Here is a 26339-nt window from a genome sequence, read left to right on the forward strand (position 1 = left end):
GATTTTTTGTATTTATATAAACGATGAAGTTATGAGCAAAGTATCTTATTACACTGCAGAAGGGCTAAAAAAGTTAAGAGACGAATTAAATAACCTTAAAGATATAGAGAGACCAAAGGCATCACAGGCTATTGCAGAAGCCCGTGATAAAGGTGATTTAAGTGAAAATGCTGAATATGATGCAGCAAAAGAAGCGCAAGGATTATTAGAGATGAGAATTTCTAAGTTAGAAGAAACATTATCTGGAGCACGCTTAATAGATGAATCTCAATTAGACACCTCAAAAGCATTAATACACTCTACTGTTAAGATTAAGAACCAAATCAATGGCGCTCATATGACCTATAAGTTAGTTGCGCAGAGTGAAGCTGATATTAAAACAGGTAAGATATCTGTTGATTCACCTATTGGAAAAGGCCTTTTAGGTAAGAGTGTTGGTGAGGTTGCAGAAATTCAAGTCCCTAATGGGATTATGAAGTTTGATGTTGTAGAAATCTCGCGAGAATAAAAGATATAACTAGCACTTACGAAAACCTTTCTTAAAAAAATGAGAAAGGTTTTTTTATGACCTTTATTTTGCCAGAAATATCCTATATTTCGTATTGATAAACCAACTAAAAGTTTTAACGAATGTCTACCCTGTTCACTAAAATCATTAATGGCGAAATACCTTCTTATAAAGTTGCGGAAGATGAAAATTTTTATGCTTTTTTGGATATAAATCCTAATGCAAAAGGACATGCCTTATGCATTCCTAAAAAAGAAGAAAATAAAATATTTGATCTCGATGAAGAAACGTATATTGAGTTAATGCGTTTTTCGCGTAAAGTAGCTCTTGCAATAGAAAAATCAGTTGTTTGTAAGAGAGTTGGTATTGCAGTAGTAGGTTTAGAAGTACCTCATGTCCATGTTCATTTAATACCAATTAATGAAATGAAAGAAATGACTTTTCAATCTAAAGTATCTCTAACCAAAGATGAATTTGAAATATTAGCAGAAAAGATCCAATCGAATTTATAAAATGAATACTACATCAGAGTTTAAGTTATCGTTGCAATTAAGAATTGATTGGAGCGAGATGGATACGTATCAGCATGTCAATAATGTAAACTTTATGAAGTATATGCAAAGTGCTCGTGTTCAGTTTTGGGAAGTTTCAGGATTAGCTAAATTATATGCTGAAACTAAAAAAGGACCAATGCTTGTTTCTACAAAATGTGATTTTAAAAACCCACTCTTCTTTCCTGGAAATGTATTAATAAGAACGAAGGTTGCATTTATAAAAAACTCTAGTTTTGGATTGTATCATGAGCTTTATAATGACAATGAAATTTTATGTGCAATTGGGAATGACGTAGCAGTTTGTTTTGATTTTAATATGGATAAAACTTTTAAGATTTCGGATGAATTACGAGAAGTAATGAGTCAATATGTATAATACATATTATTGAATTTGAAAAAGTTCAGGGTGAATAATAAATATACCTAATGTTGCGCTTAGAGCAATTACTAAAAAAACTATTAGATAAAACAATCCAGTGAATTTAACGCTAGATGATTTTAAATCAATTGTCTTTCTGTGATAATTATAAACTCTTTCTATATCATCTGTCCAACGTCCTGGAAAAATAGTAGTTTCACATTTTCTACAGTCCATACTTTCAATAACTTCCTTATTGGTTTTTATAAAAAGTTTAGAAAATGTTTTTTTTTGTTTGAACGAAAGCAATAAGCTTTCTTTAGAATAACATTCAGGACAATTGTTGTTAAGAACAGTTTCCTTTAAAACAATATACTCGGTTTTCACTTTATAAGGTTTGTAATCTATAACGGATATAAGAGAATTATGTTATAGAGGAGGTGTCGGATTTAATTAATGTAATCTGAAAAGTAGTACCCTTGCCTATTTCTGATCTTAAAACTCTAATTTTACCTGAATGATAATCTTCAATGATTCTTTTTGCAAGCGAAAGACCAAGTCCCCAGCCTCTAGTCTTAGAAGTATAGCCAGGTTCAAAAATTTTAGTAAACTTACTTTTAGGAATTCCTTTTCCAGTATCTGTAATTCTAATAAACACACGTTTCGTATCCTGAGATAAATCAACATTTAAATCTCCTTTTCCGCGCATAGCGTCAATAGCGTTTTTCACCAAATTTTCAATAGTCCAGCTATATAATTGAGAGTTTAAATGGACAGGAATAGGCTCTTCAAGTAAATTGATTGAAAAATTAATCAACTTAGAACTTCTGGATTGTAAATATGTATAAGCTTCACTTGTTTCTTGAACAATATCCACTTCTTCTAATTTAGGAATAGATCCTATTTTAGAAAAACGCTCAGTTATTACTTTTAATCTAGAAATATCTTTCTCTATTTCTACTATATATTCTGGATTTACATTTTCTACTTTTAAAATTTCGTTCCATCCAACCAAAGAAGAGAGCGGAGTTCCAATTTGGTGTGCAGTTTCTTTGGCCATACCCGCCCAGAGTTTGTTTTGCTCACTCGCTTTAGAAGTGGTAAAAAAGAAATAAATAACACCAATTAATAAAAATATAATTAGTGCAATTGCTATTGGGTAGTATTTTAATTTATTAAGAATAGAAGAGTTTCCGTAATACACATATTGAACTGTTCCTTTAAGATCTAGAACTATTGGTTCGTTTTCGGATTTCATACGTTCTAAATAATCTACTAGATCTTCTTCAGTAGTATTATCGGGCAAGTTGAGTGTCGTGCTTGCTATGTTTATTTCCCCAGACGGACTTTTGATAAAATCACCTTCAGAATTTGTTATTATTGTAGGGATAGTAGTGTTGGTACGATTAATAAGGTTAGATAATTCTAAATATTCGTCTAGACTAAGATCACTAGTTCCATCTATTCCCGAGCTACTTAAGGCCTTAAAAGATTGCGCCCAAACTTGCATTTTAATATTTTCATCCTTTTTTAATCGTTGAAGAAATAAAGATGTATTCCATAATACAAGACCTGTAATTACAAGAACCGCAAATATTATAAAGTAACTGGCTAGATTACGTTCGTCGGAAAAATTCATAAAAAATGTGTTACCAAACTCTAAATATAAACGTTTTAAAACTAATTTATTGTTTCTAAACTAAGGTAAGTAAAACCAATTGATTGAACTCTAAGAGCTATAAAGTTTAAGTATCTTTGTATAATAGTTTTTATTTATGATACGTATAGACCCCTCAGAAGTTTCCACAGGAAAATTACACGGAATGATGCTTGGAGCAATTGGTCCTAGGCCTATAGCTTTTGCTAGCACTATTGATGAAGAAGGTAATCCTAACCTTTCTCCATTTAGTTTTTTTAATGTTTTTAGCGCTAATCCTCCAATTCTTATTTTTTCGCCGGCAAGAAGAGTTAGAGACAATTCTACTAAGCATACCTTAGAAAATGCAATAACTACAAAGGAAGTAGTTATCAATATTGTTAATTATGATATTGTTCAGCAAATGTCATTGTCTAGCACGGAATACCCAGATGAAGTAAATGAATTTGACAAAGCTGGTTTAACAATGTTACCTTCCGAGAAGATAAATTCTTTTAGAGTAGCGGAAGCTCCTGTTCAGTTTGAATGTAAAGTGAACGAAATAGTCTCCTTAGGTAACGAAGGAGGAGCGGGTAATCTTGTTATTTGTGAAGTATTACTAATGCATGTAAAAAAAGAGATACTCGATGATGATGGTAAAATTGATCAATATAAAATTGATCAAGTAGCACGTATGGGAGGTAATTGGTATACAAGAGCGAATATGGGTATGTTCGAAGTTCCAAAACCATTAAGTACGATCGGTATTGGTATAGATGCTCTACCGGAGGACATAAAAAATAGTACTGTGTTTACAGGAAACGATTTAGGAAAATTAGGTAATGTAGAAAGAATACCTACGAATACTGAAGTCGGAGATTTTGTTAATAACAATAGTGATATTAAGGGTAAAATTCAGGATGCTAACCTAATAGAAATTCATAAATTTGCACAGCAGTATTTGGATAAGGATGATATTAATACTGCTTGGAATATTTTAGCAGCAATACAATAATTAAAAAGATGGAAGTACAAGGTAAAGTAAAAATGGTCGGTGAGACACAAACTTTTGGAAACAATGGTTTCAGAAAACGTGAGGTAGTTGTTACTACAGAAGAACAATATCCGCAACATATAATGGTAGAGTTTGTTCAGGATAAGTGTGATTTATTAAACAGCTTTCAAGTAGGTCAAGATGTGAAAATTAGTATTAATTTACGTGGTCGCGAATGGGTGAATCCTCAAGGAGAGACTAAATATTTTAATTCAATCCAAGGGTGGAGAATAGAAAATTTACAAGCAGCTGCTCCTTCTGGTTCAGCGCCAATGCCACCAGCAGATGCATTTGAGCCTGCTACAAATCTAAAAGAAGAAGATCATGATGATTTACCATTTTAGGTAAATAATAATTATAGATATAGCACTAAACCCTTATGTAAATGGAGGTTTTGTCAAAGTGCAAAAGCAAAAAGTCCGATACTTATGTATCGGACTTTTCATATTGTGGTTTTAGGTTAACCTTTTAATAAAACTCAAAAAAGCAATGATGAACAAAATTTATCTTAAAAGGTTCTAACAAATATTGCGATTTTTTTGGTCAATTCAAACAACTAATTGATATTTAACGTTGTAGAAACGTTAGAGCATTCAGATTTGTATATACTTAATGATTCCATAAATTTTCCACCCGTATCTGCCGCTAATAAAGACGGGTTGTTAGCAATAGGAGGAGATCTTTCCATCCCTAGATTATTACTTGCATATTATAGTGGTATTTTTCCTTGGTATGATGATGATCAGCCAATTTTATGGTTTAGTCCTGATCCTAGGATGGTACTTTTTCCTGAAGATCTTAGAGTAAGTAAAAGTATGAGGAAACTACTTCGAAAAAATTCTTTCGAAGTAACCTTTAACAAAGATTTTGAACAAGTCATTAATAACTGTGCTACTATTAGTCGCTCTGATCAATTAGGTACTTGGATAACATCAGATATGAAACGTGCTTATACCGTGCTTCATAATAAAGGATATGCAGTTTCTGTAGAAGTATGGGAAGGATCAGAATTGGTTGGAGGTTTATATGGGATATGGCTGAGTGATAAAAAAATATTTTGTGGTGAGAGTATGTTTTCTAAAGTTAGTAATGCATCTAAATATGGATTTATTAAGTTAATTGAGTTTTTAAAAATAAAGGGAGTACGATTAATTGATTGTCAGGTTTATACAGATCATTTGGCAAGTTTAGGAGCGAAAGAGATCTCAAGAGATGCTTTTATGAAATATTTAAAGTAGTTTTATATCTATTTAAATTTTACTCTGTATGATTATTCATAATCTTGAAACTGAAAACTCTATTTTAAATCAATTTATTAGTGAAATTAGAGATCAGGTAATTCAAAAAGATACGATGCGTTTTAGAAAAAATATAGAACGCATTGGAGAAGTTTTGGGTTATGAGCTTAGTAAGACTTTGGAGTACACTAAAAAAACGGTTCAGACACCTTTAGGAGTAAAAGAAATTTTTCAACCAGAAAAAGCACTTGTTTTGTGTTCAATATTAAGAGCAGGTCTGCCACTGCATCAAGGACTTCTTAATTATTTTGATACTGCTGAGAACGCATTTATATCGGCGTATAGAGATCATTCTGATAATAGTGATGATTTTGAAGTGGTTGTCAATTATTTAGCATCACCTTCTTTAGCAAATAAAATACTGTTATTGGCTGACCCTATGCTTGCTACAGGAAAAACTTTAGAGAATACTATAAATGCTATGAAAAGCCATGGAGAACCAAAACAAATTCATATTATATCTGTTATTGGCTCTCGTAAAGGTGTCGAATATATTGAAGATGTTTTTCCAAAAAACACCCATCTTTGGATAGCTGCTATAGATGAAGAATTAAATAGTAAAGGTTATATTATTCCTGGATTGGGTGATTCAGGAGATTTATCATATGGGATAAAATTATAAAACTATTACCTTCTATTAGGATAGCTTTGTGATAGTTTTTTAAGAACCTTAATAGTTTTTTCACTATACTCCGTATTAACAAAAATATGATCATGATAATAACCTGCGACGACATTGCAACTTATTTCATTAGCTGCTAATTCCGATGAAAATATTGCAGTAAGACCAACTGCATCCAGAGAAGAATGAATTTTTAGTGTAATCCAAGAAGCAATAAACTCGTATTCTAAGTTAAGGTTATCAGCTTTTTCACGTTTTAGAATTAGTGTAATTCCTTCAGGTTCTTTAAATTCACAAATAATGTCTTTCCTATCAATTAAATCGGTCGTTTTGACTGTGGTAAATACATACTCTCCATCATGTAGTTCAGGAGACATTTTTTGAATGAGTGTAGTTAAATTTTTTTCTCCAGTCATTTTCTACACTTCTTTATATCTAAAACAATCAACTGTATGATCGTTTACCATTCCGATAGCCTGCATAAATGCATAGATTACAGTAGATCCAACAAATTTAAAACCACGTTTTTTTAGGTCTTTACTAATAAGATCAGAAGTTTCCGTATTCGCAGGGCATTCTTTATGATGCTTCCAAGTATTTACAATAGGTTTCTGATCTACAAATCCCCAGATGTAAGAATCAAAACTTCCGAATTCTTCTTGGATTTTTATAAAATTTTGAGCATTTGTAATTGCAGAATTTACCTTTAATTTATTTCTGATAATACCTGCATTTTGAAGTAATTCTTCTTTTTTATTTTCATTGTATTGAGCTACAATTTTATAATCGAAATTATCAAAAGCAAGTCTAAAATTGTCACGTTTTTTTAGAATAGTGATCCAACTTAATCCAGCTTGAAACGTTTCCAAAACTAAGAATTCAAATAAAAGTTGTTCATTATGTAAAGGAACTCCCCATTCGTTATCGTGATAGAACTCATATAAAGAATCTCCCATACACCATCCGCATTTATGCTTTTCCATGATTTCCGTTTTTATCATTTAATTTTTTAAAAATACATTATTCTCGTAAATGTTTGCAATTGGTACCGAATTGTTTTTCTGTTAAATTAAGATTGTCATTTAGAAGAAAAGGAAAATCTTATTTAAAAATAAAATAAAGGATGATGTGTGTTTTTGAAAAGCTATTCGGTTATTTGTTGTAAAATAATATGTGTAAGTTTTATGCTTTTATATCGTCTTATTGGATAAGATATAAGTAAAATTATGGAGACAACTACAATGACAATACATGAATTAATAGAAGAGGGAATACACAATTCATATTCCTATCAAGAATACAGAAATATAGTAAGTAATTTGTTAGCTGAGGGGAAATCTACAGGACATGAACAGTCTGATGCACTTACTAATTATAGTATGTTAAATGATCGTAGAATGAAGCGATTAGATAAAACTATAAAAATTAGTGAAGCTATTGCAGATACAGTTTCAAAAGCTGAAACTAACATTACTTGGTTAGTGTTAACAGAAGGTTGGTGTGGTGATGCAGCGCAATCTTTACCAGTAATCAATAAGCTTTCTGAAATGAATGAAGGGATTGATTTTAGAGTTGTATCCAGAGATGATAACGATGCGCTAATGAATAACTTTTTGACTAATGGAGGGAAGTCTATCCCTAAGTTAATAGCATATAATAAGGATACGCAAGAAGTAATTAATACTTGGGGGCCAAGACCATCAGTAGCTACTAAAATGGTAAATGATTATAAAGAGATACATGGAGGTTTAGATCCACAATTTAAACAAGATTTACAGGTTTGGTATAATAAAGACAAAGGACAAAATGTAGCGGAAGATTTGGTAAAATTATTATAGTTTACCCTCCATAATTGAAATAGTAGGTAATAAAACCTTTTTGTTCTTTTAAATCTGAGGATGAAAATAAAGCATCTTGCGCATAATCTAACGCATTGTCAAAAAGACATTCATTCCTAGTAGTAGATTTCTTTTTGTCAATTTTAGCGTCAATTACGTAGCCATTTTGGTTCACTTCAATTTTCACAACAACTTTTCCACTTCCATTACAGGTGTAAATGGGATTAGGAATATCTTTCTTTTCTCTTCCTTTTAAGGTAAATGTAACTGAACTGTTTCGGTTGTTGACCTCTTCAGTAATTGGTTTCTCTTCTTTTTTTGCTTCAGGAACTTCTTCTGTTGTGATGTCTTCTTCGATTGCTTCTTGGCCTTCGGTAAGTTGATCACTATTAGAGGTTTCTTCTGTTGCCTTGGCAGTCTCAGTGAGGGATTTTATTCTTTGTTCGAAATCTTCAGAATCTTCAAAATCTTCATTAAAGGCATCGTGAGTTCTTTTAGAAGCGATTAATTGTCGATCTTCTTCTTGTGGAATTTCCGGTTCTTCTTCTTTAGTAAGTTCTTCCATTAATTCTTCTGGAATTTCCATAAGAATCTCAGATTGTTCCTTTTTTTTGTTGACCATGTTAATGTTATAGAGCGTTAAAACGAAAATACCCATCAGCATTGATGTGATTATTAAGGCTTTATGTTTTTCTATAAATTCCATAGGTATCTATAACTACTTTTTTTCTACTATATTTTACGCAGTTTCAATTTCTGCACGTATCTGTTTCTCAAATGTTTCTGGACTAATGGCATCGTTTACTGAGAATTCACCTATTTTAGTTCTTCTTAAAATACTTAGATGACCACCACTATTTAATGCTTTTCCAAAATCGTGCGCTAATGATCTAATATAGGTTCCTTTTCCGCAAACTACTTTAAAATCTACTTCCGGCAATTCTATTCTTGTTATTACAAATTCCGAAATTGTAATCTTTCTGGACGCTATTGTTACTTCTTCTCCCTCACGAGCATATTCGTATAATCTTTTTCCATCTTTTTTTAAAGCAGAAAAGACAGGAGGATATTGATCAATTTCACCAATAAATTGTTTGGTGGTGGTATGTATAATTTCATTCGAAATATGATCTATAGGAAAAGTTTTATCCACTTCTGTTTCTAAATCATAAGAAGGAGTTGTCGCTCCCAGAGTAATTGTTCCTGTGTATTCTTTGGTTTGTCCCATAAACTCTTGTATTCTTTTTGTGAATTTACCGGTACATATAATTAGTAATCCAGAAGCAAGAGGATCTAAGGTTCCTGCATGCCCTACTTTTATTTTCTTAATCCCGAAGTTTTTACGAATAAGCCAACGTAGTTTGTTAACAACCTGAAAGGATGTCCATTGTAAAGGTTTGTCGATCAGTAGGACTTGACCGTCTTTATAATCTTGTTCGGTTAACATTATTGGGGACTATTTAATAAAACCAAAAATGATGGCTACAACGCCAACAATAATACAATATAAGGCAAAATATGATAATTTACTCTTTTTTACTAAAGAAATCATCCAAGTACAAGCAAAAAGACCTGATATAAATGCAGCAATGAACCCAAGAATTAAAGGTGTGTTGTTTTCTGTAGAAAAATTTAAATCTCCACTCAATAAGTCTTTACCAATTTTACCAAAAATTAGAGGAATTACCATTAAGAAAGAGAATCTAGCCGCTTTTGTTTTATCATTACCGAGTAATACAGAGGTAGAGATAGTAGCTCCACTTCTAGATATTCCTGGCAACATAGCAATGGCTTGAGCAATTCCTATAATAAATGCATTAGGAGCAGTAACTATTTTGTTAGTGTCCTTTGCTTTATCCGCTAGCCACAATAAAATAGCTGTAATAATAAGCATAAAACCTACTAAAAGTATATTTCCATCAAAAAGCTGTTCTAGCTGTTCTTCAAAAAATAATCCAACTAATACTGCAGGAATCATTGAAACGATGATCCTTATGGAAAACATGGTTTCGTCATTCTTTTTGAACTGTAGAAGACCTTTGATAATTTGAAAAATATCTTTTCTAAATATAACAATAGTACTAAGTGCAGTTGCAAAATGTAAGACTACTGTAAATAGTAATGATTCTTCAGGAACACTTTCGTTACCTAAAATGGCTTTTCCAAGCTCTAAATGACCACTAGAAGAAACAGGCAAGAATTCTGTGAGTCCTTGAATAACGCCTAAAATAATTGCATCAATAGTTTCCATAAGGAACAATTTGTAAAATTCGATGCAAATATATAATTACCAGAAGAGAAATTGTTTGTTTGTTAGTTTTTCTTCTTATCAGGATTCAATAAAATAGCATATACCTCTATCCCAAAACCAATTAAAACGACCATAGGAGCTAATCGGATTCTTCTGAAATTGTAAATATCAGGATTAAATACGTTAGGGTCATCACTTCCTCCTCCTGCCATAAGAATAAATCCTAATGCAATTACTGCAATACCTATTGCCATTACTACATAATTCTTTTTGCCAAAAACGAAATCTGGTTTATATGTTGAAGTATTATTAGAATGTTTGCTCATGAATATCGTTATTAATTTCATTAAAAATCACCTGATCGTCGATCATTAGTTTAGCTACGTGTCCCATGATCTTGTCAGGTGTAAATATAGTCCATCTGTGAATAGGATACAAAACGACTTTTTTATGCAGGATTTTATCCTGCAAATCTTCTATGTTCAATCCATATTCTAAACCACGATTGATGTAATAATAATGAGTGTCGTTTTCTAAAGTAATAGCGATATCAAAACCACTTTGTTCTTCTATTTTAGAAACAATTCCCGTAATTTTTATTACGTCATCTGGTTGTACGTTACGTATAGGTTTAAAAGTTTGAAAAGCAATTGTTATAAATGCTATAAAAAGAATAGAAGCGCAAGCAAACCATATTTTTCCTATTTTTTTCATAGATTTTAAGTTTTAGAAGGTGTTACCTTTATTTTCTTTGTTTTAAAAATAATTAATATCGCACCGGCAATAATAAAAGGAATACTAAGGATTTGTCCCATATTTAATGACATACTATCCTCAAAAGCTACTTGATTTTCTTTAGAAAATTCGATAATGAATCTAGCAGAAAACATTAACATTAGAAATATGCCGAAGACGACCCCATTTTGTTTAGAAAATATTTTCTTCTTATTGATAAACCAAAGAATTACAAATATAATTAGAAAAGAAAAAGCTTCATACAACTGAGTAGGATGCCTAGCGATTAAATCATCTTTCATAAAAATAACTCCGTAATTACTATTGGTTGGTTTACCATAGATTTCTGAATTCATAAAGTTTCCAAATCGAATAAAAGCACACCCAATAGGAATAACTATAGCCGTTTTGTCCATAATCCATAAAAAAGGTAGCTTAGTTTTTTTTATGAAAACCGTAATAGCAATTAAAATTCCAATTGCGCCGCCGTGACTCGCTAAACCTGTAAAACCGGTAAAAGTCCAACCGTCAGAAGATATTTTGAACGGAAGGAAAATTTCTAAAGGATGTTGTGAGAAATATTCAAAATCATAAAATAAGCAATGTCCCAGTCTTGCACCAACAAGAGTACCAATGAATATGTAGTTAGCAAGTGTATCTAAATTTTTTAAAGAAATGTTTTCCGAAATAAATATTTTCTTTAGAATTCGGTAGCTCAATAGTAGCCCAATTACAAATAACAATCCGTAATATTTTAGTGGAAAAACACCAAAAAGGGTAGTGATTTCTGGGTCAACGTTCCAATAAATTGGTTCCATGAACTTTACTCTTTAATAATATAATTCATCAGTTCTCAGATTCAGAAAACGTTGTGTAGCAAAAAATGTACTAATCCAAGTAATTAAAATTCCAATACCAAAAACTCCTCCGAATAACCCAATCAAAAGTATCTTATCGCTAAGTAATGTTAGTTCTGGAAAAGCCTTATCCAAATAATATAAAACTACAGCAACTCCAATCAGGGCAACAATAGCACCTATCATTCCTAAACGAACACTTTTCCAAACAAAAGGTTTGCGAATAAATCTTTTAGTTGCGCCTACCATTTGCATCGTTTTAATAATAAATCGCTTGGAATAAACAGAAAGTCTGATCGAACTATTGATAAGAAGTACTGCGATAAAAGTAAAAATCCCGCTAATCAATAATACCCAAAAACTTATTTTCTTGATATTATCGTTTAATAAAGAAATTAAAGGTTTATCATATGTTACTTCGTCAACAAAATCTTTTTTGGTTATGGCAGTAGTAATTTCATCAATTTTCACTTGATCAACAAAATCAGCTTTTAAGTACACATCTATGGAGTTTTGTAATGGGTTATATCCTAGAAAATCCATAAAATTTTCTCCAATATCTTTACTGTGTTCTTCGGCAGCTTCATCCTTTGAGATATAAGTAGTTGATTTGGTATACTCTGCGAGTGCTAAACTTTTCTCCATCTGTTTAATCTCTACTTCTTTGGCAGTATCCTTTAAATAAATAGTAAGTGCAATTTTTTCTTTAAAATGATCTGCCACCTTTTTGGTGTTTAGTACCAAAAGTCCTAATAGCCCAAGTAGAAAAAGTACCAGAGAAATACTAATAACCACAGAGAAGTAAGAGGATATTAGTCTTCGTTTCTGATATTTTTCAAAAGATGAGCTCATAGAGATTTGTTTTGCAGGTAAAAATAATAAATTAATCCTGTTACGGAAACAGGATTTCAGTATTAAGAGGTATAATTAATTTTTACTATTTAGATAACGAATAATAAGAGTAAAAATTTTTCAATTTCAGGTATATTTTGTCTTAAATATCTTTTAACTACTAAAACTCTGTCAGGTTATTTGATTTTGTTTCGTAATTCCACAGATTTAAGTAGAACTACAACATTAAATGAACCAAAATACTCAGTTGTTAAGCTGCGATAAGAGAGGGTGTTAAATTTATAATTCATTAAAACTTAAAACCATTATGAAAAAAAACATCAAAACGTTAAAGCTTAAAAAAACAAAGATTTCTTTACTTAATTTAAATAAGATTAAAGGAGGAGGAATTAGTCTAGCAAGTCGCAGAGCACTCTGCCATACTACTGCTACTCAACTTTGCTAAAGTAAAGATTTTTATTAAGTGATAAAATGGCGATAATTGATATTATCGCCATTTTCTTTTTTTTGAAATCTTAATAAAGAGTATATTCCATACAAAGGAATTTTTAATAATGGTCTAATGTTTAAATTGAAGATTGACCTATTTAATCAAATAATCTATAAATATGCATACAGTAGTCATAGGTCTTGGGGGTGTTGGAGGATATTTTGGAGGTAAAATATCTCATTCTGGACAAAAAGTATCCATGATTGCTAGAGGAAACCACTTCAAAATAATACTTAAGAATGGATTAAAGGTTAAAAGTATTGACGGGAATTTCGAAACTAAGCCTTTTTTAGTAACGGATGATATCAAAAAAGTTGATAAGGCGGATCTGATATTAATCTGTACTAAATCTTGGCAGGTTATAGAAGCTGCAGAACTTATTAAGCCAATTCTGAAAGAAAATACAGTTATAATTCCTTTGCAAAATGGCGCTGATAATGCTGAGAAAGTGATGTCTGTAATTGATAAAAAACATGTATTAGGCGGATTATGTAAAATTTATAGCAAAATAGAATTTCCAGGAATTATTTCGCATTTTGGTCATACTCCAGAGGTTGTTTTTGGAGAATTGAATAAAAATAGGTCAGATCGTTTATTAAGAGTAAAAGAAGTTTTTGATAAAGCAGGGTTTAAGAGTAAGATTTCAGAGAATATTCAAGTAGATATATGGAGTAAATTTATGTTCATTGCTACTGTTAGTGGTTTAGGAGCATTGACTAGAGCTACCATAGGAGAAATGTATGCGCATCCAGAATTGAATAAAATGCTTAGGGATACAGCTTCAGAGATATATCAAGTTGCTCTAAAAAAAGAAGTTGCAATGCCTCCAAACATAGTAGATGGGATCATGAATTTTATTGGTAAACAACCATATATGGCAACAGCTTCTGCGCAACGTGATATTATGGAGAGTAGACCTTCTGAGTTAGATAATTTTAATGGGTTTATTGTAAAAGAAGGCGAGAAACTACAAATTAAAACACCTACGAACACATTTGTTTATAGTTGTTTACAGCCAATGGAGGCAAAAGCTAGAAAGGCTAAAAACTAAAGTAAAAAAGTGTACTTAACTCGCATAAAATCGTAAATTTGCGGTCTTAATTTCAGATCATGAGTTACGATTTTAATACGATTGAAGCCAGATGGCAAGCCTATTGGGCAGAGAATGGAACGTTTAAAGCTGAAAATAACAGTAGTAAGCCAAAATATTATGTGCTTGATATGTTCCCTTATCCGTCAGGAGCTGGACTACACGTTGGTCACCCATTAGGATATATTGCTAGTGATATCTATGCACGATATAAACGTCACAAAGGTTTTAATGTATTGCATCCGCAAGGATATGACTCATTTGGATTACCAGCAGAACAATATGCTATCCAGACTGGTCAGCACCCTGCAATTACAACCAGAGAAAATATTGCTCGCTATCGCCAACAATTAGATAAAATTGGTTTTTCTTTTGATTGGAGTCGAGAAGTAAAAACCAGTGATCCTACATTTTATAAGTGGACACAGTGGATCTTTATTCAACTTTTTAATTCCTGGTATGATAATAATGATGATAAAGCAAGGTCTATTTCTGAATTAGAAAAACTGTTTTCTGAAGAAGGGAATATAAATGTGAATGCAGTTTGTGATGAAGATGTTATTGCATTTACGCCTGATGAATGGAATAGTTTTTCTTCTAAGGAAAAGCAAGAAATATTGCTGAAATATAGATTAACCTATCTTGCAGAAACAGAGGTAAACTGGTGCCCACAACTGGGAACAGTTTTGGCAAATGATGAAATTGTAAATGGAGTTTCTGAGCGTGGAGGTTATCCTGTGATTCGTAAAAAAATGACACAGTGGAGTATGCGAATTTCTGCATATGCACAACGTTTGTTGGATGGATTAAATACTATTGATTGGCCACAACCTTTAAAGGATTCTCAAACGAATTGGATTGGTCGTTCAGAAGGAGCAAGTGTGACTTTTAAGGTAAAAAATCATGATGAGGTGATTGATGTGTTTACCACACGTCCTGATACTATTTTTGGGGTTAGTTTTATGACATTGGCTCCAGAACATGAATTGGTAGCTAAAGTTACTACTTCAGAACAAAAAGAAGCGATAAAGACATATATAGAAGCTACAGCAAAACGCAGTGAACGTGAGCGTATGGCTGATGTAAAAACAATCAGTGGGGTTTTTACAGGAGCGTATGCAGAGCATCCATTTACCAAAGAACCTGTGCCGATTTGGATTGGCGATTACGTGCTAGCGGGATACGGAACTGGAGCAGTTATGGCGGTACCTTGCGGAGATCAACGAGATTATGATTTTGCAAAACATTTTGGTATTGAAATTCCTAATATTTTTGAAGGTGTAGATATTACTGAGGAAGCCTTTGCGGATAAAGACAATACGATTATTGCTAATTCTGATTTCTTAAATGGATTGAAATATAAGAAAGCAGTAAAAACTGCGATTTACGAATTAGAGAAATTAGGTCAAGGAGAAGGTAAAATTAATTATAGATTACGTGATGCGGTGTTTAGTCGTCAGCGCTATTGGGGAGAACCGTTTCCTGTATATTATGTAGACGGAATGCCACAGATGATTGAGCTAAAACATTTACCAATAGAATTACCTGAAGTAGAAAAATATTTACCCACAGAAACCGGAGAACCGCCATTAGGTCGTGCGGATGTTTGGGCTTGGAATACTGAAAGTAATACCGTTGTTTCTAATGACCTAATAGATCACACTAGTGTGTTTCCTTTAGAATTAAATACCATGCCGGGTTGGGCGGGAAGTTCGTATTATTTTAATAGATATATGGACCCTAATAATGAAGAAGAGGTATTCTCTCAGGATGCTATAGAGTATTGGAAAGAAGTAGATCTTTATATAGGTGGAAGTGAGCATGCAACCGGTCATTTATTATATGCGCGTTTTTGGCAGAAATTTTTATTTGATAGAGGAATTGTTCCTGTGGATGAATTTGCAAAGAAGTTGATCAATCAAGGAATGATTTTGGGTACTAGTGCTATAATTTATAGAGTTAGCGGTACTAATAAATATGTTTCCAAAGGATTAAAAGATCAATATAATGTAGAAGAACTTAGGGTAGATGTAAATATGATAAATGCCTCTGATGAATTACTGCCTGAAGATTTAAAGAATTGGCAGCCGCAGTTTAAGGATGCTGAGTTTGAATTGGAAGATGGTAAATACATTGTTGGTAGAGAAGTTGAAAAAATGTCTAAGAGGTGGTTTAATGTAGTAAACCCAGACGGTATTTGTGATCAGTATGGAGCCGATAGCTTACGATTATATGAAATGTTTTTGGGGCCATTGGAACAAGCAAAACCTTGGAATACAGCAGGAATCACTGGTGTACACGGGTTCCTAAAAAGGTTATGGAAACTATACCATAATGGAGATGTGTTTGGTGTGACTGATTCAGAACCCACAAAGGATAGCTTAAAGACGTTACATAAAACAATTAAAAAAGTAGAAGAAGATATAGAGAACTTCTCTTTTAATACTTCGGTGAGCACCTTTATGATTGCAGTAAATGAGCTAACAGCTCAGAAATGTAATGCAAAGGCAATTTTAGAACCATTATTGGTTTTAGTTTCTCCCTATGCTCCGCATATAGCAGAAGAGTTATGGTCAAAATTAGGAAATACAAGTTCTATTGCTACAGCTTCATTTCCAATTTTTGAAGAAAAGCATTTGGTAGAAAGCACAAAAAAATACCCTATCTCCTTTAATGGTAAGATGCGTTTTACGATGGAACTTCCATTAGATATGAGTAAAGATGATATTGAAGCTGCAGTAATGGCTCATGAAAAAACACAACAACAATTGGATGGACGAACACCTAAAAAAGTGATCGTAGTGCCAGGTAAGATTGTGAATGTGGTTGGGTAAAAAAGAATAGAGAGTATTAGTAAAAGAGAAAAGATAAAATTGTAATCATTTTATCTTTTTTTCTATTCTGCTAAAAATGAAATATGATTGACTCAGTAGAAATTCTTGGATTTGTTGCAGCAACTTTGACTACAGCTGCTTTTTTGCCACAGGTGTATAAAACTTGGAAAACTAAATCTGCTGAAAGTTTATCCCTATCGATGCTGTTAATTTTTGTGACTGGAGTGTCATGTTGGTTAGGTTATGGCCTTTTGATAAAAAGTTTACCTATAATTTTATGCAACCTGATTACTTTAATATCTGGCTTTTTATTGCTCTATTTTAAAATTCGCTATAAAAACTAAGGAAAACTACCAATCCTGATTGTTTTTTAACAAGTTTTGCTAAGTTTTATTAAATTACGGATAAGATATTTTTTAAGTGTATTTTATTGGTTTATTTCAAGAAAACTTCTATTTTCGACCCAAAAATAAGAATATGATAATTGGTGTTCCTAAGGAAATCAAGAATAACGAGAACAGAGTAGGTGTTACACCTGCAGGTACGATGGCACTCGTTGGACATGGTCACACTGTTTTCATTCAGCAAAATGCTGGTCTTCAGAGTGGTTTTAGTGACGAAGAATATATAGGTGCTGGCGCAAAAATATTACCTACGATAGAGGAGGTATATGCAATTGCAGAAATGATTATAAAGGTAAAAGAGCCTATAGAGCCAGAATATAAATTGATCAAGAAAGATCAGTTATTATTCACTTATTTTCATTTCGCGTCAAGTGAGCCTTTGACTAATGCGATGATCGAGAGTGGGTCGGTTTGTATCTCTTATGAAACAGTAGAAGATCCTGATCGCAGCTTACCTTTATTAACTCCAATGAGTGAGGTAGCAGGACGTATGTCGATCCAGCAAGGAGCTAAATATTTAGAAAAACCTTTAAAAGGAAGAGGAATTCTTCTTGGAGGTGTACCTGGAGTTGCTCCAGCTAAAGTATTAGTGCTTGGTGGTGGTGTTGTTGGTACGCAAGCTGCAAAGATGGCAGCGGGAATGGGAGCTGATGTTACTATTCTTGATATTAGTATGAAAAGATTGCGTTATCTTGATGATGTAATGCCTGCTAATGTAAATACTGAATTTTCTAACGAATATACGGTTCGTAATCACATAAAAACTTCTGATTTAATTATCGGAGGCGTATTGATACCTGGAGCAAAAGCACCTAAGCTGATCACTCGTGATATGCTTAAAGATATGCGCGCTGGGACTGTATTAGTAGATGTTGCTGTGGATCAAGGTGGTTGTTTTGAGACAACAAAACCTACAACACATCAAGATCCTGTATATATTATTGACGATGTAGTACATTATTCTGTGGCAAATATGCCAGGAGCAGTACCTTATACATCAACTTTGGCACTTACGAATGTTACTTTGTCATATGCAATTCAATTGGCAAATAAAGGTTGGAAAGCTGCCTGTGCAGAGAATGAGCCACTTAAAAAAGGATTGAATGTGATCAATGGAGATGTGGTGTATCCTGCTATTTCAGAAGCATTTAACCTTCCTCTGGAAGATGTAAATAACTATTTAAGTTAAACTCGACTTATTGGCTAACTCAAGTTTATTTAACTGAAAACCTCGTCTTTATGGCGAGGTTTTTGCTTTTATTATTGTAAATTTAATAACAAAAAAGTTTTAATTATGATGGGATATTATGTCATAGCGGGAATTATCTTCTTGGTTAGTTCATTTGTAAGTAGCAAGCTAAAAAGCAAATTCAAACATTACTCCAAGGTACACCTTCAGAATGGAATGAGTGGAGCGGAGATTGCAACGAAAATGTTACAAGATAATGGGATACGAGATGTAAAAGTAATTTCTACACCAGGAATGCTAACAGATCACTATAATCCAAGAAATAAAACCGTTAATTTAAGTGAAGGAGTCTATAATCAGAGAAACGCAGCAGCAGCAGCAGTAGCGGCTCATGAAGTTGGACATGCCGTTCAACATGCAACTGCTTATGGATGGTTAACGATGAGATCTAAGATTGTTCCAGCGGTTGGTATTGCCAGTAAGCTATCAAACCTTGTTATTATGGGAGGTTTGGTTTTGTCTGCTACTGGTTCCTTGCTTGGAAACACAATTTTTCTAGTAGGGATTATTTTGTTTGCAGTGACTACCTTATTTGCCTTTATAACATTGCCAGTGGAATATGATGCAAGTAATCGTGCTTTAGCTTGGTTAGAAGATAATAGAATGGTAAATCAAGAAGAATATAATGGGGCAAAAGATGCGTTAAAATGGGCTGCGAGAACATATGTTGTAGCTGCTTTAGGTTCTCTTGCGACGTTGTTGTATTTTATTTCAATTTTTATGGGTAGAAGGGATTAGGTAATATAGAAAGATATTACACTTGGTCTTGTTTTTATTTCTGTATCTTTTGGCACTAATTTTAGATGTAAAATAAATTGGCGAAGAAGGTAATTGTCATTGGTGCTGGGCCAGCAGGATTAAGTGCTGCTTATACGCTTAGCAAAAATGATATAGATGTAGAAGTTTTTGAAGCATCTTCCAATATAGGGGGAATGTCTAGAAGTTTTGATCTTTGGGGTCAAAGAGTAGATTTGGGACCTCATAGATTCTTTTCTAAAGAACCTAAAATCAACAACTTCTTTGATGAAATAGTAAAAGATGATTATACATTGGTAAATCGTCTTACACGTATATATTACAAAAAACGGTTTTTTGATTACCCTCTTAAATTACTAAATGTATTGGGGAACCTATCTATCGCTACTATTTTTAGTATTTTATTTTATTACGGGAAACAACGTTTATTTCCTGTAAGAAATCCAGAAACCTTTGAAAAATGGGTTACTAATCGTTTTGGGAAAAAGTTGTATACTATTTTTTTTAAATATTATACAGAAAAACTGTGGGGTATACCTTGTTCTAAAATTGATGCCGATTGGGCTGCACAGCGAATAAAAGGACTTTCTTTATTTGAAGCAGTGTGGAATGCCTTTAAAGGAAATAAAGGAAATAAACATAAAACTTTGGTGGATGAGTTTTCATATCCCAAAAATGGTACAGGTACTCTATATGAACGTTCAGCTATTTATGTCGAGGAGAATGATGGCGTTATACATAAAAATAAACCTGTTCAGAGTATTGTTATAGAGAATAATCAGTGTAAAGGAATAATAACAATAGATGGAGAGAAACATGAAGCTGATTATGTAATATCATCTATGCCGCTAACCTCTTTGCTTAAAGGAATGGATTCTGTTCCAAAAGCGGTTTTAGGTGCTTCTAATAAGTTGTATTTTAGAAATACAATTTTGGTGTATTTAGAGATAGATAGGGATGATTTATTTGAAGATAATTGGATTTATGTACATTCACCAGAAGTTAAGCACGGGAGAATTACTAATTTTAGAAATTGGTGTCCAAGTTTAAATAAAGGAAAAAAAAGCACTATTCTTTGTTTAGAATTTTGGGCGTTTGATTCGGATTCAATATGGAGTGCAGATGATAAATACTTAAGTGATTTAGCGATTAGAGAGTTGAAAGTTTTAAAGTTGATCAATGAATCAGAGGTTGTAAATAATGCCAAAATTGTGAGGGTTCCTAAATGTTATCCTGTGTATGAAATTGGGTATAGGAATCATTTAGATGTTATTGAAAATTATTTAGATAATATAGAAAAGCTTATTCCAATAGGTCGGTATGGAGCTTTTAAATATAATAATCAGGATCATTCTATTTTAATGGGAATTCTTGCTGCAGAAAATATTATCAATAATACAAATGTTGATTTGTGGAAAATTAATACGGATACAGAATATCAGGAAGATGGTGATGTTAAAGATGTGCTAATTCAATGATTTATTTCTTCTTTTCTCAATGTAGTGAGTTTTTAGGGAAGTTGTTAAATCGCTAAAACCCAATGCAGATATAATTAAATAACTTGGAAGAATAGGCACGAAAAACCGTGAAGCTCCTAAAGGACCTGTTAGTGCAACGATGTATAAAATAATAAATAAGACTGTGCCTAATATGAAATTTATTTTACGATAATTCTTAACCCAAAACCAAATAAACCCAATACCTTTTAAAAGGTTAAAAATTAAAATAATACTCAAGATAAAAAGAAGCAGTACGGGTTGTTTACTTAGAAACATTATTGCTCCTTTAATACCATTGCTGTTAATATGATGGAGCAGTCCGACTTCAGGATTTTCTGAATGCATTTTAAAAAAATTGAATAGATCAAATCTTCCTGGGTCAATAAATATTCTTATGCATCCTTTCATGTGAAATATGCTATAGCTTATGATGTCGCCTTTAATGTGAGAGATTACCTCTTTTTTAATAAAATTTTGTTGCCTGCTATAGTCATCAATTACTAATGCTTCTTGTTTGATTTGATCCGAAATTATTTTAGCTTTTTCCGCGCCAAATTTATTTTCGTGAAAATATTTTAGATTCCACTCCAGTAAGTTAATATTCTGAATGCTAGAGAAGTCAGAGCTTCCTGTTCTTTTGAAATTCCAAGAAGAGTATAAAATAAAAATTAGAATTGGTAATATAGCACTAAGCGTGCTAAATCTGATTTTGCTTTTCTTGTACAATAAGTATGTGATTAAAATATTAGGAATTATAAATAAGTAAAAAACAGGTTTTGTTAAAAACAATAATATTATAACTATTTGGTACCAAAGAATGTTTTTCCAAGAAGGATTCTTTATGGAATGATGTAATCTATAGATGAGCAGAACTATAATGAATTGAAAAAATATCTCACTCATTATAAGGTTGCTATAAATGAATTGATTTATAGATGTGATGATAAAAAAGAAAAAGAGACCTTTATTTATTTTAAAATTATTTTCTTCAAATACCCGTTTGATTAATAGAATACTACATATGGAAATAATATTTTGACATAGTAATATTCCTATTTTTGTTTTTAAGAATAAAGAAGAAATAATAATAAATATACTATATAAAGGAGGTCTTTTGGTGTAATGTCGGTAATCTATAGTGCCATTTAAATCTTTTGAATAAAATTCAAAATCAGTTAAAACATTTTTAGCTAATTCGTAATATTCATAAGAGTCCATTAAGAAGAAATCTCCAATAAAAATTTTTGTAATGAAGAATAAAAGATGAAATCCTATTAATCCTATAGTAAAAGGACTGGTCCTGATTATCATATCTTTATCTGTCGGCTAATTTGTTGATCTAAAGATATGAATGTTTCAGTTCTAGAAACACCTTCGATAGCCTGTATCTCTTTATTTAATACGTTCATTAGGTGTTCATTATCTTTGCAAAGTATTTTAATAAATATAGACCAGTTCCCAGTGGTGTAGTGGCATTCAATAACTTCGGGAATATCTTTTAACTGTTTTACTGCTTTTGGGTTGCTAACTGCTTTGTCCAAATATACACCAACAAAAGCCATGGTTTTATATCCTAATACTTTTGGGTCAATGATAAATTTAGAGCCTGCGATAAGACCAGAGGCTTCTAGCTTTCTTAATCGTTGATGAATAGCTGCGCCAGAAATTCCTATTTTTCTTGCGATTTCTAAGATAGGTCTTCGAGCATCTTCCATAAGATTACGAAGAATCTCTTTGTCTATACCATCTATTTTTAAATTACCATATTGGCTTTTCATAAAGAAATATGATTACAATTATCAATCAAAAATAGAGGATAAGATTTAAAATCAGAACATTTTTTAGAATTATCCTTTAACACCATCAGGATTATACCCGAGGTATTCGCGTTCTTTTTCGTTAAATATTATTCCATATTCTTCTAGTTCTTTTAGAATAGGAGCATATACTTCCTCTGTAATAGGTATTTGCACTCCGGTAGATGTGATTTCTTTATTTAAAATTTTTAGGGTCGCCATTGCAACAGGAAGTCCAACGGTTTTTGCCATGGAGGTGTATTTTTGATCTTCGCCAATACTAACCATTGTTGCATCTATTTGTTTGCGTTCTCCGTTAAGTTCGTATCCAAACTTGTGGTACATCACAATCATATCTTTGTCTCCTTCATTCAATGTCCATTTGTCCATTAAAATTTTCTGTAGGATCTGCGCAGGGGTTGCATTAGGAATCCCAACTTTCTTATGATTGTTAAAAATATCAAGTTCTAACAGTTTATCCCAGATAATATCATCTTGATCAATTTTTAGATAATGACGAAGCTTTAGTTCTACAGAATCAGTTGGAGAATAAGCAAGAAATGAGTTTGTAAAATCACGATAACTCATATGCTCTGAGTTTGCTAAGGTGTAATCATCAGCAGTCATTCCTAATTGAACAAAAATATTCCAAGCTTTAGAAAAACCGACTCTTCTTATTGTTCCCCGATATAGGGTTAAAATATCCTCTAAACCATAAATACTTTGATATTTTAGAGAGTTTCTGTTAGCGTAAGCTTCAAATCTACCGTAATTTTCTACTTCTAAAAATTCAGTTCTTCTAAATAATTTATGATAAGGGATGTATTTATAAGCTCCTTCCTGAAGAAATTCAGCGGCACCGCCTTGTCCTGCTACAACTACATTTCGTGGGTTCCAAGTAAATTTATAATTCCAAAGATTTGTATCGCTTTCTGGAGCTACAAGTCCTCCTGTAAAAGATTCAAATAAAATTATTTTTCCACCTTGATTTCTGATTCTATCGATTACCTGCATAGCACTCATATGATCAATACCAGGATCTACTCCAATCTCATTCATGAAAATAAGTCCTTTTTTCTTAACCTCTTCATCAAGTTCTTTCATTTCCTTACTTACATAAGAAGCTGTTACCATTGACTTTCCTAATCTTAGGCAGTCTTTTGCTACTTCGATATGAAATCTAGCAGGAAGCATAGATACAATGATGTCTGCATTTTTGATAGCTTCTTTTCTAGAGTTTTGATCAAAAACATCTAATGTGATGGCAATAGTTTTGGGATGATCAGCAGCTAATGTTTTTGCATTTGCAAGAGAAATATCTCCAATTGTTATATGTAAATCTTCAGAAATAGATTTATCCTGAAAATATTTGATTAAAACTGCTGTTGATTTACCTGCGCCAATGACTAGTATCTTTCGCATATCTAAATATTATTTTGATAACTTTGATGCGAATGTAGTAAATACATCAAAAAGTAAGTTCTCAATTTTGACGTATTCATTATATATTGAAACAAAATTTGTCTAAAATTCATTTTTTATTTAAAAAAATGATCAATTATTACTGAAAAAGGAATGAATAAAACAATTTTGATTACCGGAGGATTTGCGGCCTTATTGGCTGTGCTATTTGGAGCATTTGGAGCTCACGGATTAGAGAAACTTGTGGATAAGGCTAGTATTGATTCTTTTGAAACAGGTGTTCGTTATCAAATGTATCACGCGATTATTTTAATAATTTTAGGAAACATGGATGTTATACAGGATGTTGCTAAAAAACGTATTTTTTATTTCTTCTTGGCAGGGATGATTCTTTTTTCTGGATCAATTTACCTTTTGGTTATGGATGAAGTATTAGGAATTTCTCTATCAAGTATTGGCTTTATTACACCTTTAGGAGGGTTATTGTTAATTTTTGGCTGGATTTTCTTTATAATTTCTCTTGTTAAGATTAAGTGATTTTTTTGACGGTTGGTGTAGTTTTTATTTATAATTTTGTCAAACATAACAAACACAACATATTTTTATGGAACCACTGTATCCAATTACGAAAACGATTTCGTTAAAGCATTACGGTATTGAAAATGCGACAATACGCTACCAGTTATCTCCAGATGAGCTTCAGGAAGAAACGGTGCAAAAGGGACAAGGAAAACTTACAAAAAATGAGACGCTTGCTGTTAATACAGGCGAGTTTACTGGTCGTTCACCAATGGATCGTTTTATTGTAAAAGATCAAATCACTGCCGAAAAAATATGGTGGGGTGATATCAATATTCCTTTTGAGCCTAATGCTTTTGATGCATTATATGATAAAGTTATCTCATATCTTTCTGGTAAAGAAATATTTGTTAGAGATAGCTACGCTTGTGCTGATTCTGATTATAAATTAAACATACGAGTGATTAATGAATATCCTTGGTCTAATATGTTTGCTTATAATATGTTTCTTAGGCCAACGGAAGAGGAGTTAAAAGGATTTGACCCAGAATGGACTGTAATTAATGCTCCAGGGTTTATGGCGGATGCATCTGTCGATGGTACACGCCAGCATAATTTTGCGATATTAAATTTCACTAAAAAAATTGCACTTATTGGAGGAACCGGATATACTGGTGAGATCAAAAAAGGTATTTTTTCTGCGTTAAATTTTATATTGCCAGTATATAAAGAGACACTTCCTATGCATTGCTCAGCTAATGTGGGAGAAGAAGGAGATACAGCTATCTTTTTTGGACTTTCTGGAACAGGGAAAACAACTCTGTCTACGGATCCAAATCGTAAATTGATCGGAGATGATGAACATGGTTGGACTAAAGAAAATACTATCTTTAATTTTGAAGGTGGTTGTTATGCTAAAGTAATTGATCTTTCTGCAGAAAAGGAGCCAGAAATTTTTGGAGCTATTAAAAAGGGAGCGATTCTGGAAAATATAGTAATGGATGACAATGGGGAAGTTGATTATGCAGATACTTCCATAACTCAAAATACTAGGGTAAGTTATCCTATTTATCATATTGATAATATTCAAGAGTCTTCTATTGGTAAAAATCCAAAGAATATATTCTTTTTAACTGCTGATGCGTTTGGTGTGATGCCTCCTATTTCTAAGTTAACTCCTAGTCAGGCTGCATATCATTTCATATCGGGGTATACTGCTAAGGTTGCAGGAACTGAAGCTGGAGTTGTTGAGCCTACACCTTCTTTTTCAGCTTGTTTTGGTGCACCATTTATGCCGTTACACCCTGCTAAGTATGCAGAAATGTTAGTTAAAAAAATGAAAGATACCGGAGTGAACGTATGGTTAGTAAATACGGGATGGACCGGTGGACCTTATGGTGTTGGGACTAGAATTAAGTTGAAATATACTCGTGCTATGATTCAGGCTGTTCTTAATGGTGATCTAGGATTATATTCTTATGATAACTATCATATTCATTCTGTGTTTGGAGTTGCGCAACCAAGAGAGTGTCCAGGAGTTCCGACTAAATTACTTAGTCCTAGAGCTACTTGGGATAATGATGAAAAGTACTATAAAACCGCATTTAAACTAACAAATGCATTTAGAGAAAATTTCAAAAAATTTGAGTCATACGCTAATGAGGAAATCCGCAGAGGAGGACCACAACGATATGGTCTTTAATAAAAACGAAAAATA

30 protein-coding genes are annotated in these 26339 nt (G+C 32.5%); 16 read left to right on the forward strand and 14 right to left on the reverse strand.

The genetic code is table 11. The features are described from left to right. The first annotated feature begins 31 nt into the window (after nucleotides 1-31). The 3 genes from greA to BMY33_RS07100 all read left to right on the forward strand — a co-directional run bounded on the left by greA (nucleotide 32) and on the right by BMY33_RS07100 (nucleotide 1438). Nucleotides 32-508 carry a transcription elongation factor GreA gene (gene greA, locus BMY33_RS07090; protein ID WP_091407031.1) on the forward strand — a complete coding sequence of 159 codons (477 nt, stop codon included), beginning with the start codon at nucleotides 32-34 and terminating at the stop codon, nucleotides 506-508. 122 nt (nucleotides 509-630) lie between these two features. Continuing rightward, a complete protein-coding gene (locus BMY33_RS07095) occupies nucleotides 631-1020 on the forward strand; it encodes an HIT family protein (protein ID WP_091407033.1) in 390 nt (129 codons plus the stop codon). 1 nt (nucleotide 1021) lies between these two features. Continuing rightward, nucleotides 1022-1438: an acyl-CoA thioesterase gene (locus BMY33_RS07100; RefSeq protein ID WP_091407035.1), complete on the forward strand. Its 417-nt coding sequence runs from the start codon at nucleotides 1022-1024 to the stop codon at nucleotides 1436-1438. A 6-nt stretch (nucleotides 1439-1444) separates the two neighbouring features. Here the strand turns inward: BMY33_RS07100 and BMY33_RS07105 are convergent, their stop codons facing one another. Both BMY33_RS07105 and BMY33_RS07110 read right to left on the reverse strand, forming a co-directional pair. Beyond that, nucleotides 1445-1807, reverse strand: coding sequence for a hypothetical protein (locus BMY33_RS07105; protein ID WP_091407037.1), 363 nt, complete (start codon nucleotides 1805-1807; stop codon nucleotides 1445-1447). A gap of 37 nt (nucleotides 1808-1844) precedes the next feature. Beyond that, the gene (locus tag BMY33_RS07110; RefSeq protein WP_091407039.1) at nucleotides 1845-3059 is read right to left on the reverse strand and encodes a sensor histidine kinase; all 1215 of its coding nucleotides are present in this window, start codon (nucleotides 3057-3059) and stop codon (nucleotides 1845-1847) included. 136 nt (nucleotides 3060-3195) lie between these two features. On the opposite strand from BMY33_RS07110, the gene BMY33_RS07115 reads away from it, so the two are divergent. From BMY33_RS07115 to upp, 4 genes are all read left to right on the forward strand, one after another. Beyond that, entirely contained in the window at nucleotides 3196-4071 is an 876-nt protein-coding gene (locus tag BMY33_RS07115) for a flavin reductase family protein (RefSeq protein WP_091407040.1), read from the forward strand. 8 nt (nucleotides 4072-4079) lie between these two features. After that, nucleotides 4080-4454 (forward strand): DUF3127 domain-containing protein, encoded by a 375-nt coding sequence (locus BMY33_RS07120; RefSeq protein ID WP_091407042.1) that lies wholly within the window; start codon nucleotides 4080-4082, stop codon nucleotides 4452-4454. 255 nt (nucleotides 4455-4709) lie between these two features. Then, nucleotides 4710-5348, forward strand: a complete 639-nt coding sequence (gene aat / locus BMY33_RS07125; protein ID WP_091407224.1) for a leucyl/phenylalanyl-tRNA--protein transferase — start codon at nucleotides 4710-4712, stop codon at nucleotides 5346-5348. Between the two features lie 28 nt (nucleotides 5349-5376). Then, nucleotides 5377-6030: a uracil phosphoribosyltransferase gene (gene upp / locus BMY33_RS07130; protein ID WP_091407043.1), complete on the forward strand. Its 654-nt coding sequence runs from the start codon at nucleotides 5377-5379 to the stop codon at nucleotides 6028-6030. 5 nt (nucleotides 6031-6035) lie between these two features. Here upp and BMY33_RS07135 read toward each other — a convergent pair whose 3' ends face one another. Together BMY33_RS07135 and BMY33_RS07140 are read right to left on the reverse strand one after the other, a co-directional pair. Further along, nucleotides 6036-6446, reverse strand: coding sequence for an ACT domain-containing protein (locus BMY33_RS07135; RefSeq protein WP_091407045.1), 411 nt, complete (start codon nucleotides 6444-6446; stop codon nucleotides 6036-6038). Nucleotides 6447-6449: 3 nt separating this feature from the next. After that, nucleotides 6450-7013 carry a DNA-3-methyladenine glycosylase I gene (locus BMY33_RS07140; RefSeq protein ID WP_091407047.1) on the reverse strand — a complete coding sequence of 188 codons (564 nt, stop codon included), beginning with the start codon at nucleotides 7011-7013 and terminating at the stop codon, nucleotides 6450-6452. A gap of 243 nt (nucleotides 7014-7256) precedes the next feature. On the opposite strand from BMY33_RS07140, the gene BMY33_RS07145 reads away from it, so the two are divergent. Next, nucleotides 7257-7868 carry a thioredoxin family protein gene (locus tag BMY33_RS07145; RefSeq protein ID WP_170837032.1) on the forward strand — a complete coding sequence of 204 codons (612 nt, stop codon included), beginning with the start codon at nucleotides 7257-7259 and terminating at the stop codon, nucleotides 7866-7868. A gap of 1 nt (nucleotide 7869) precedes the next feature. Here BMY33_RS07145 and BMY33_RS07150 read toward each other — a convergent pair whose 3' ends face one another. From BMY33_RS07150 to BMY33_RS07180, 7 genes are all read right to left on the reverse strand, one after another. Further along, the gene (locus BMY33_RS07150; protein ID WP_139195606.1) at nucleotides 7870-8490 is read right to left on the reverse strand and encodes a hypothetical protein; all 621 of its coding nucleotides are present in this window, start codon (nucleotides 8488-8490) and stop codon (nucleotides 7870-7872) included. Nucleotides 8491-8607: 117 nt separating this feature from the next. Next, complete coding sequence (truB, locus tag BMY33_RS07155; RefSeq protein ID WP_091407051.1) at nucleotides 8608-9315, reverse strand: tRNA pseudouridine(55) synthase TruB; 708 nt, start codon at nucleotides 9313-9315, stop codon at nucleotides 8608-8610. Between the two features lie 9 nt (nucleotides 9316-9324). Next, entirely contained in the window at nucleotides 9325-10119 is a 795-nt protein-coding gene (locus BMY33_RS07160) for an undecaprenyl-diphosphate phosphatase (protein ID WP_091407053.1), read from the reverse strand. A 62-nt stretch (nucleotides 10120-10181) separates the two neighbouring features. Beyond that, nucleotides 10182-10445: a DUF3098 domain-containing protein gene (locus BMY33_RS07165; protein WP_091407055.1), complete on the reverse strand. Its 264-nt coding sequence runs from the start codon at nucleotides 10443-10445 to the stop codon at nucleotides 10182-10184. Further along, a complete protein-coding gene (locus BMY33_RS07170; RefSeq protein WP_091407056.1) occupies nucleotides 10429-10833 on the reverse strand; it encodes a hypothetical protein in 405 nt (134 codons plus the stop codon). Before BMY33_RS07170 ends, BMY33_RS07165 begins: the two co-directional genes overlap by 17 nt. 5 nt (nucleotides 10834-10838) lie before the next feature. Further along, complete coding sequence (gene lgt, locus BMY33_RS07175; RefSeq protein ID WP_091407058.1) at nucleotides 10839-11672, reverse strand: prolipoprotein diacylglyceryl transferase; 834 nt, start codon at nucleotides 11670-11672, stop codon at nucleotides 10839-10841. Nucleotides 11673-11684: 12 nt separating this feature from the next. Then, nucleotides 11685-12563, reverse strand: a complete 879-nt coding sequence (locus BMY33_RS07180) for a cell division protein FtsX (RefSeq protein ID WP_091407059.1) — start codon at nucleotides 12561-12563, stop codon at nucleotides 11685-11687. Nucleotides 12564-13171: 608 nt separating this feature from the next. Between BMY33_RS07180 and BMY33_RS07185 the strand changes: the two genes are divergently transcribed. From BMY33_RS07185 to BMY33_RS07210, 6 genes are all read left to right on the forward strand, one after another. Beyond that, nucleotides 13172-14104, forward strand: a complete 933-nt coding sequence (locus tag BMY33_RS07185) for a ketopantoate reductase family protein (protein WP_091407061.1) — start codon at nucleotides 13172-13174, stop codon at nucleotides 14102-14104. Between the two features lie 59 nt (nucleotides 14105-14163). Then, nucleotides 14164-16977 (forward strand): leucine--tRNA ligase, encoded by a 2814-nt coding sequence (gene leuS, locus BMY33_RS07190; RefSeq protein ID WP_091407062.1) that lies wholly within the window; start codon nucleotides 14164-14166, stop codon nucleotides 16975-16977. A gap of 83 nt (nucleotides 16978-17060) precedes the next feature. After that, entirely contained in the window at nucleotides 17061-17321 is a 261-nt protein-coding gene (locus BMY33_RS07195) for a SemiSWEET transporter (RefSeq protein WP_211482378.1), read from the forward strand. A 133-nt stretch (nucleotides 17322-17454) separates the two neighbouring features. Beyond that, entirely contained in the window at nucleotides 17455-18570 is a 1116-nt protein-coding gene (gene ald / locus BMY33_RS07200) for an alanine dehydrogenase (protein WP_091407064.1), read from the forward strand. A 105-nt stretch (nucleotides 18571-18675) separates the two neighbouring features. Then, the gene (locus BMY33_RS07205; RefSeq protein ID WP_091407066.1) at nucleotides 18676-19368 is read left to right on the forward strand and encodes a zinc metallopeptidase; all 693 of its coding nucleotides are present in this window, start codon (nucleotides 18676-18678) and stop codon (nucleotides 19366-19368) included. A gap of 77 nt (nucleotides 19369-19445) precedes the next feature. Beyond that, entirely contained in the window at nucleotides 19446-20864 is a 1419-nt protein-coding gene (locus BMY33_RS07210; RefSeq protein ID WP_091407067.1) for an NAD(P)/FAD-dependent oxidoreductase, read from the forward strand. Here the strand turns inward: BMY33_RS07210 and BMY33_RS07215 are convergent. From BMY33_RS07215 to BMY33_RS07225, 3 genes are all read right to left on the reverse strand, one after another. Then, complete coding sequence (locus BMY33_RS07215; RefSeq protein WP_170837033.1) at nucleotides 20853-22103, reverse strand: glycosyltransferase family 39 protein; 1251 nt, start codon at nucleotides 22101-22103, stop codon at nucleotides 20853-20855. The genes BMY33_RS07210 and BMY33_RS07215 overlap by 12 nt on opposite strands. An 89-nt stretch (nucleotides 22104-22192) precedes the next feature. Beyond that, entirely contained in the window at nucleotides 22193-22663 is a 471-nt protein-coding gene (locus BMY33_RS07220) for an Lrp/AsnC ligand binding domain-containing protein (RefSeq protein ID WP_091407071.1), read from the reverse strand. 69 nt (nucleotides 22664-22732) lie between these two features. Further along, nucleotides 22733-24103, reverse strand: coding sequence for a saccharopine dehydrogenase family protein (locus BMY33_RS07225; RefSeq protein ID WP_091407073.1), 1371 nt, complete (start codon nucleotides 24101-24103; stop codon nucleotides 22733-22735). A gap of 153 nt (nucleotides 24104-24256) precedes the next feature. Between BMY33_RS07225 and BMY33_RS07230 the strand changes: the two genes are divergently transcribed. Beyond that, complete coding sequence (locus tag BMY33_RS07230; protein ID WP_091407074.1) at nucleotides 24257-24640, forward strand: DUF423 domain-containing protein; 384 nt, start codon at nucleotides 24257-24259, stop codon at nucleotides 24638-24640. Between the two features lie 67 nt (nucleotides 24641-24707). Continuing rightward, the gene (gene pckA, locus BMY33_RS07235; RefSeq protein WP_091407076.1) at nucleotides 24708-26324 is read left to right on the forward strand and encodes a phosphoenolpyruvate carboxykinase (ATP); all 1617 of its coding nucleotides are present in this window, start codon (nucleotides 24708-24710) and stop codon (nucleotides 26322-26324) included. Nucleotides 26325-26339 lie beyond the last annotated feature (15 nt).

Source organism: Aquimarina amphilecti, assembly GCF_900109375.1.
GTDB lineage: Bacteria > Bacteroidota > Bacteroidia > Flavobacteriales > Flavobacteriaceae > Aquimarina > Aquimarina amphilecti.

What these genes read in the sequence shown, in the direction of transcription:
- upp (WP_091407043.1), top strand. Translation starts at nt 5,377, where the DNA reads ATGATTATTCATAATCTTGAAACTGAAAACTCTATTTTAAATCAATTT.
- BMY33_RS07205 (WP_091407066.1), top strand. Translation starts at nt 18,676, where the DNA reads ATGATGGGATATTATGTCATAGCGGGAATTATCTTCTTGGTTAGTTCA.
- BMY33_RS07180 (WP_091407059.1), bottom strand. Translation starts at nt 12,563, where the DNA reads ATGAGCTCATCTTTTGAAAAATATCAGAAACGAAGACTAATATCCTCT.
- BMY33_RS07140 (WP_091407047.1), bottom strand. Translation starts at nt 7,013, where the DNA reads ATGGAAAAGCATAAATGCGGATGGTGTATGGGAGATTCTTTATATGAG.
- BMY33_RS07230 (WP_091407074.1), top strand. Translation starts at nt 24,257, where the DNA reads ATGAATAAAACAATTTTGATTACCGGAGGATTTGCGGCCTTATTGGCT.
- BMY33_RS07110 (WP_091407039.1), bottom strand. Translation starts at nt 3,059, where the DNA reads ATGAATTTTTCCGACGAACGTAATCTAGCCAGTTACTTTATAATATTT.
- BMY33_RS07095 (WP_091407033.1), top strand. Translation starts at nt 631, where the DNA reads ATGTCTACCCTGTTCACTAAAATCATTAATGGCGAAATACCTTCTTAT.
- BMY33_RS07165 (WP_091407055.1), bottom strand. Translation starts at nt 10,445, where the DNA reads ATGAGCAAACATTCTAATAATACTTCAACATATAAACCAGATTTCGTT.
- BMY33_RS07220 (WP_091407071.1), bottom strand. Translation starts at nt 22,663, where the DNA reads ATGAAAAGCCAATATGGTAATTTAAAAATAGATGGTATAGACAAAGAG.
- BMY33_RS07185 (WP_091407061.1), top strand. Translation starts at nt 13,172, where the DNA reads ATGCATACAGTAGTCATAGGTCTTGGGGGTGTTGGAGGATATTTTGGA.
- leuS (WP_091407062.1), top strand. Translation starts at nt 14,164, where the DNA reads ATGAGTTACGATTTTAATACGATTGAAGCCAGATGGCAAGCCTATTGG.
- BMY33_RS07135 (WP_091407045.1), bottom strand. Translation starts at nt 6,446, where the DNA reads ATGACTGGAGAAAAAAATTTAACTACACTCATTCAAAAAATGTCTCCT.
- BMY33_RS07225 (WP_091407073.1), bottom strand. Translation starts at nt 24,103, where the DNA reads ATGCGAAAGATACTAGTCATTGGCGCAGGTAAATCAACAGCAGTTTTA.
- BMY33_RS07115 (WP_091407040.1), top strand. Translation starts at nt 3,196, where the DNA reads ATGATACGTATAGACCCCTCAGAAGTTTCCACAGGAAAATTACACGGA.
- BMY33_RS07100 (WP_091407035.1), top strand. Translation starts at nt 1,022, where the DNA reads ATGAATACTACATCAGAGTTTAAGTTATCGTTGCAATTAAGAATTGAT.
- lgt (WP_091407058.1), bottom strand. Translation starts at nt 11,672, where the DNA reads ATGGAACCAATTTATTGGAACGTTGACCCAGAAATCACTACCCTTTTT.
- BMY33_RS07215 (WP_170837033.1), bottom strand. Translation starts at nt 22,103, where the DNA reads ATGGACTCTTATGAATATTACGAATTAGCTAAAAATGTTTTAACTGAT.
- ald (WP_091407064.1), top strand. Translation starts at nt 17,455, where the DNA reads ATGATAATTGGTGTTCCTAAGGAAATCAAGAATAACGAGAACAGAGTA.
- greA (WP_091407031.1), top strand. Translation starts at nt 32, where the DNA reads ATGAGCAAAGTATCTTATTACACTGCAGAAGGGCTAAAAAAGTTAAGA.
- BMY33_RS07195 (WP_211482378.1), top strand. Translation starts at nt 17,061, where the DNA reads ATGATTGACTCAGTAGAAATTCTTGGATTTGTTGCAGCAACTTTGACT.
- BMY33_RS07150 (WP_139195606.1), bottom strand. Translation starts at nt 8,490, where the DNA reads ATGGTCAACAAAAAAAAGGAACAATCTGAGATTCTTATGGAAATTCCA.
- pckA (WP_091407076.1), top strand. Translation starts at nt 24,708, where the DNA reads ATGGAACCACTGTATCCAATTACGAAAACGATTTCGTTAAAGCATTAC.
- BMY33_RS07120 (WP_091407042.1), top strand. Translation starts at nt 4,080, where the DNA reads ATGGAAGTACAAGGTAAAGTAAAAATGGTCGGTGAGACACAAACTTTT.
- truB (WP_091407051.1), bottom strand. Translation starts at nt 9,315, where the DNA reads ATGTTAACCGAACAAGATTATAAAGACGGTCAAGTCCTACTGATCGAC.
- BMY33_RS07145 (WP_170837032.1), top strand. Translation starts at nt 7,257, where the DNA reads ATGGAGACAACTACAATGACAATACATGAATTAATAGAAGAGGGAATA.
- BMY33_RS07170 (WP_091407056.1), bottom strand. Translation starts at nt 10,833, where the DNA reads ATGAAAAAAATAGGAAAAATATGGTTTGCTTGCGCTTCTATTCTTTTT.
- BMY33_RS07160 (WP_091407053.1), bottom strand. Translation starts at nt 10,119, where the DNA reads ATGGAAACTATTGATGCAATTATTTTAGGCGTTATTCAAGGACTCACA.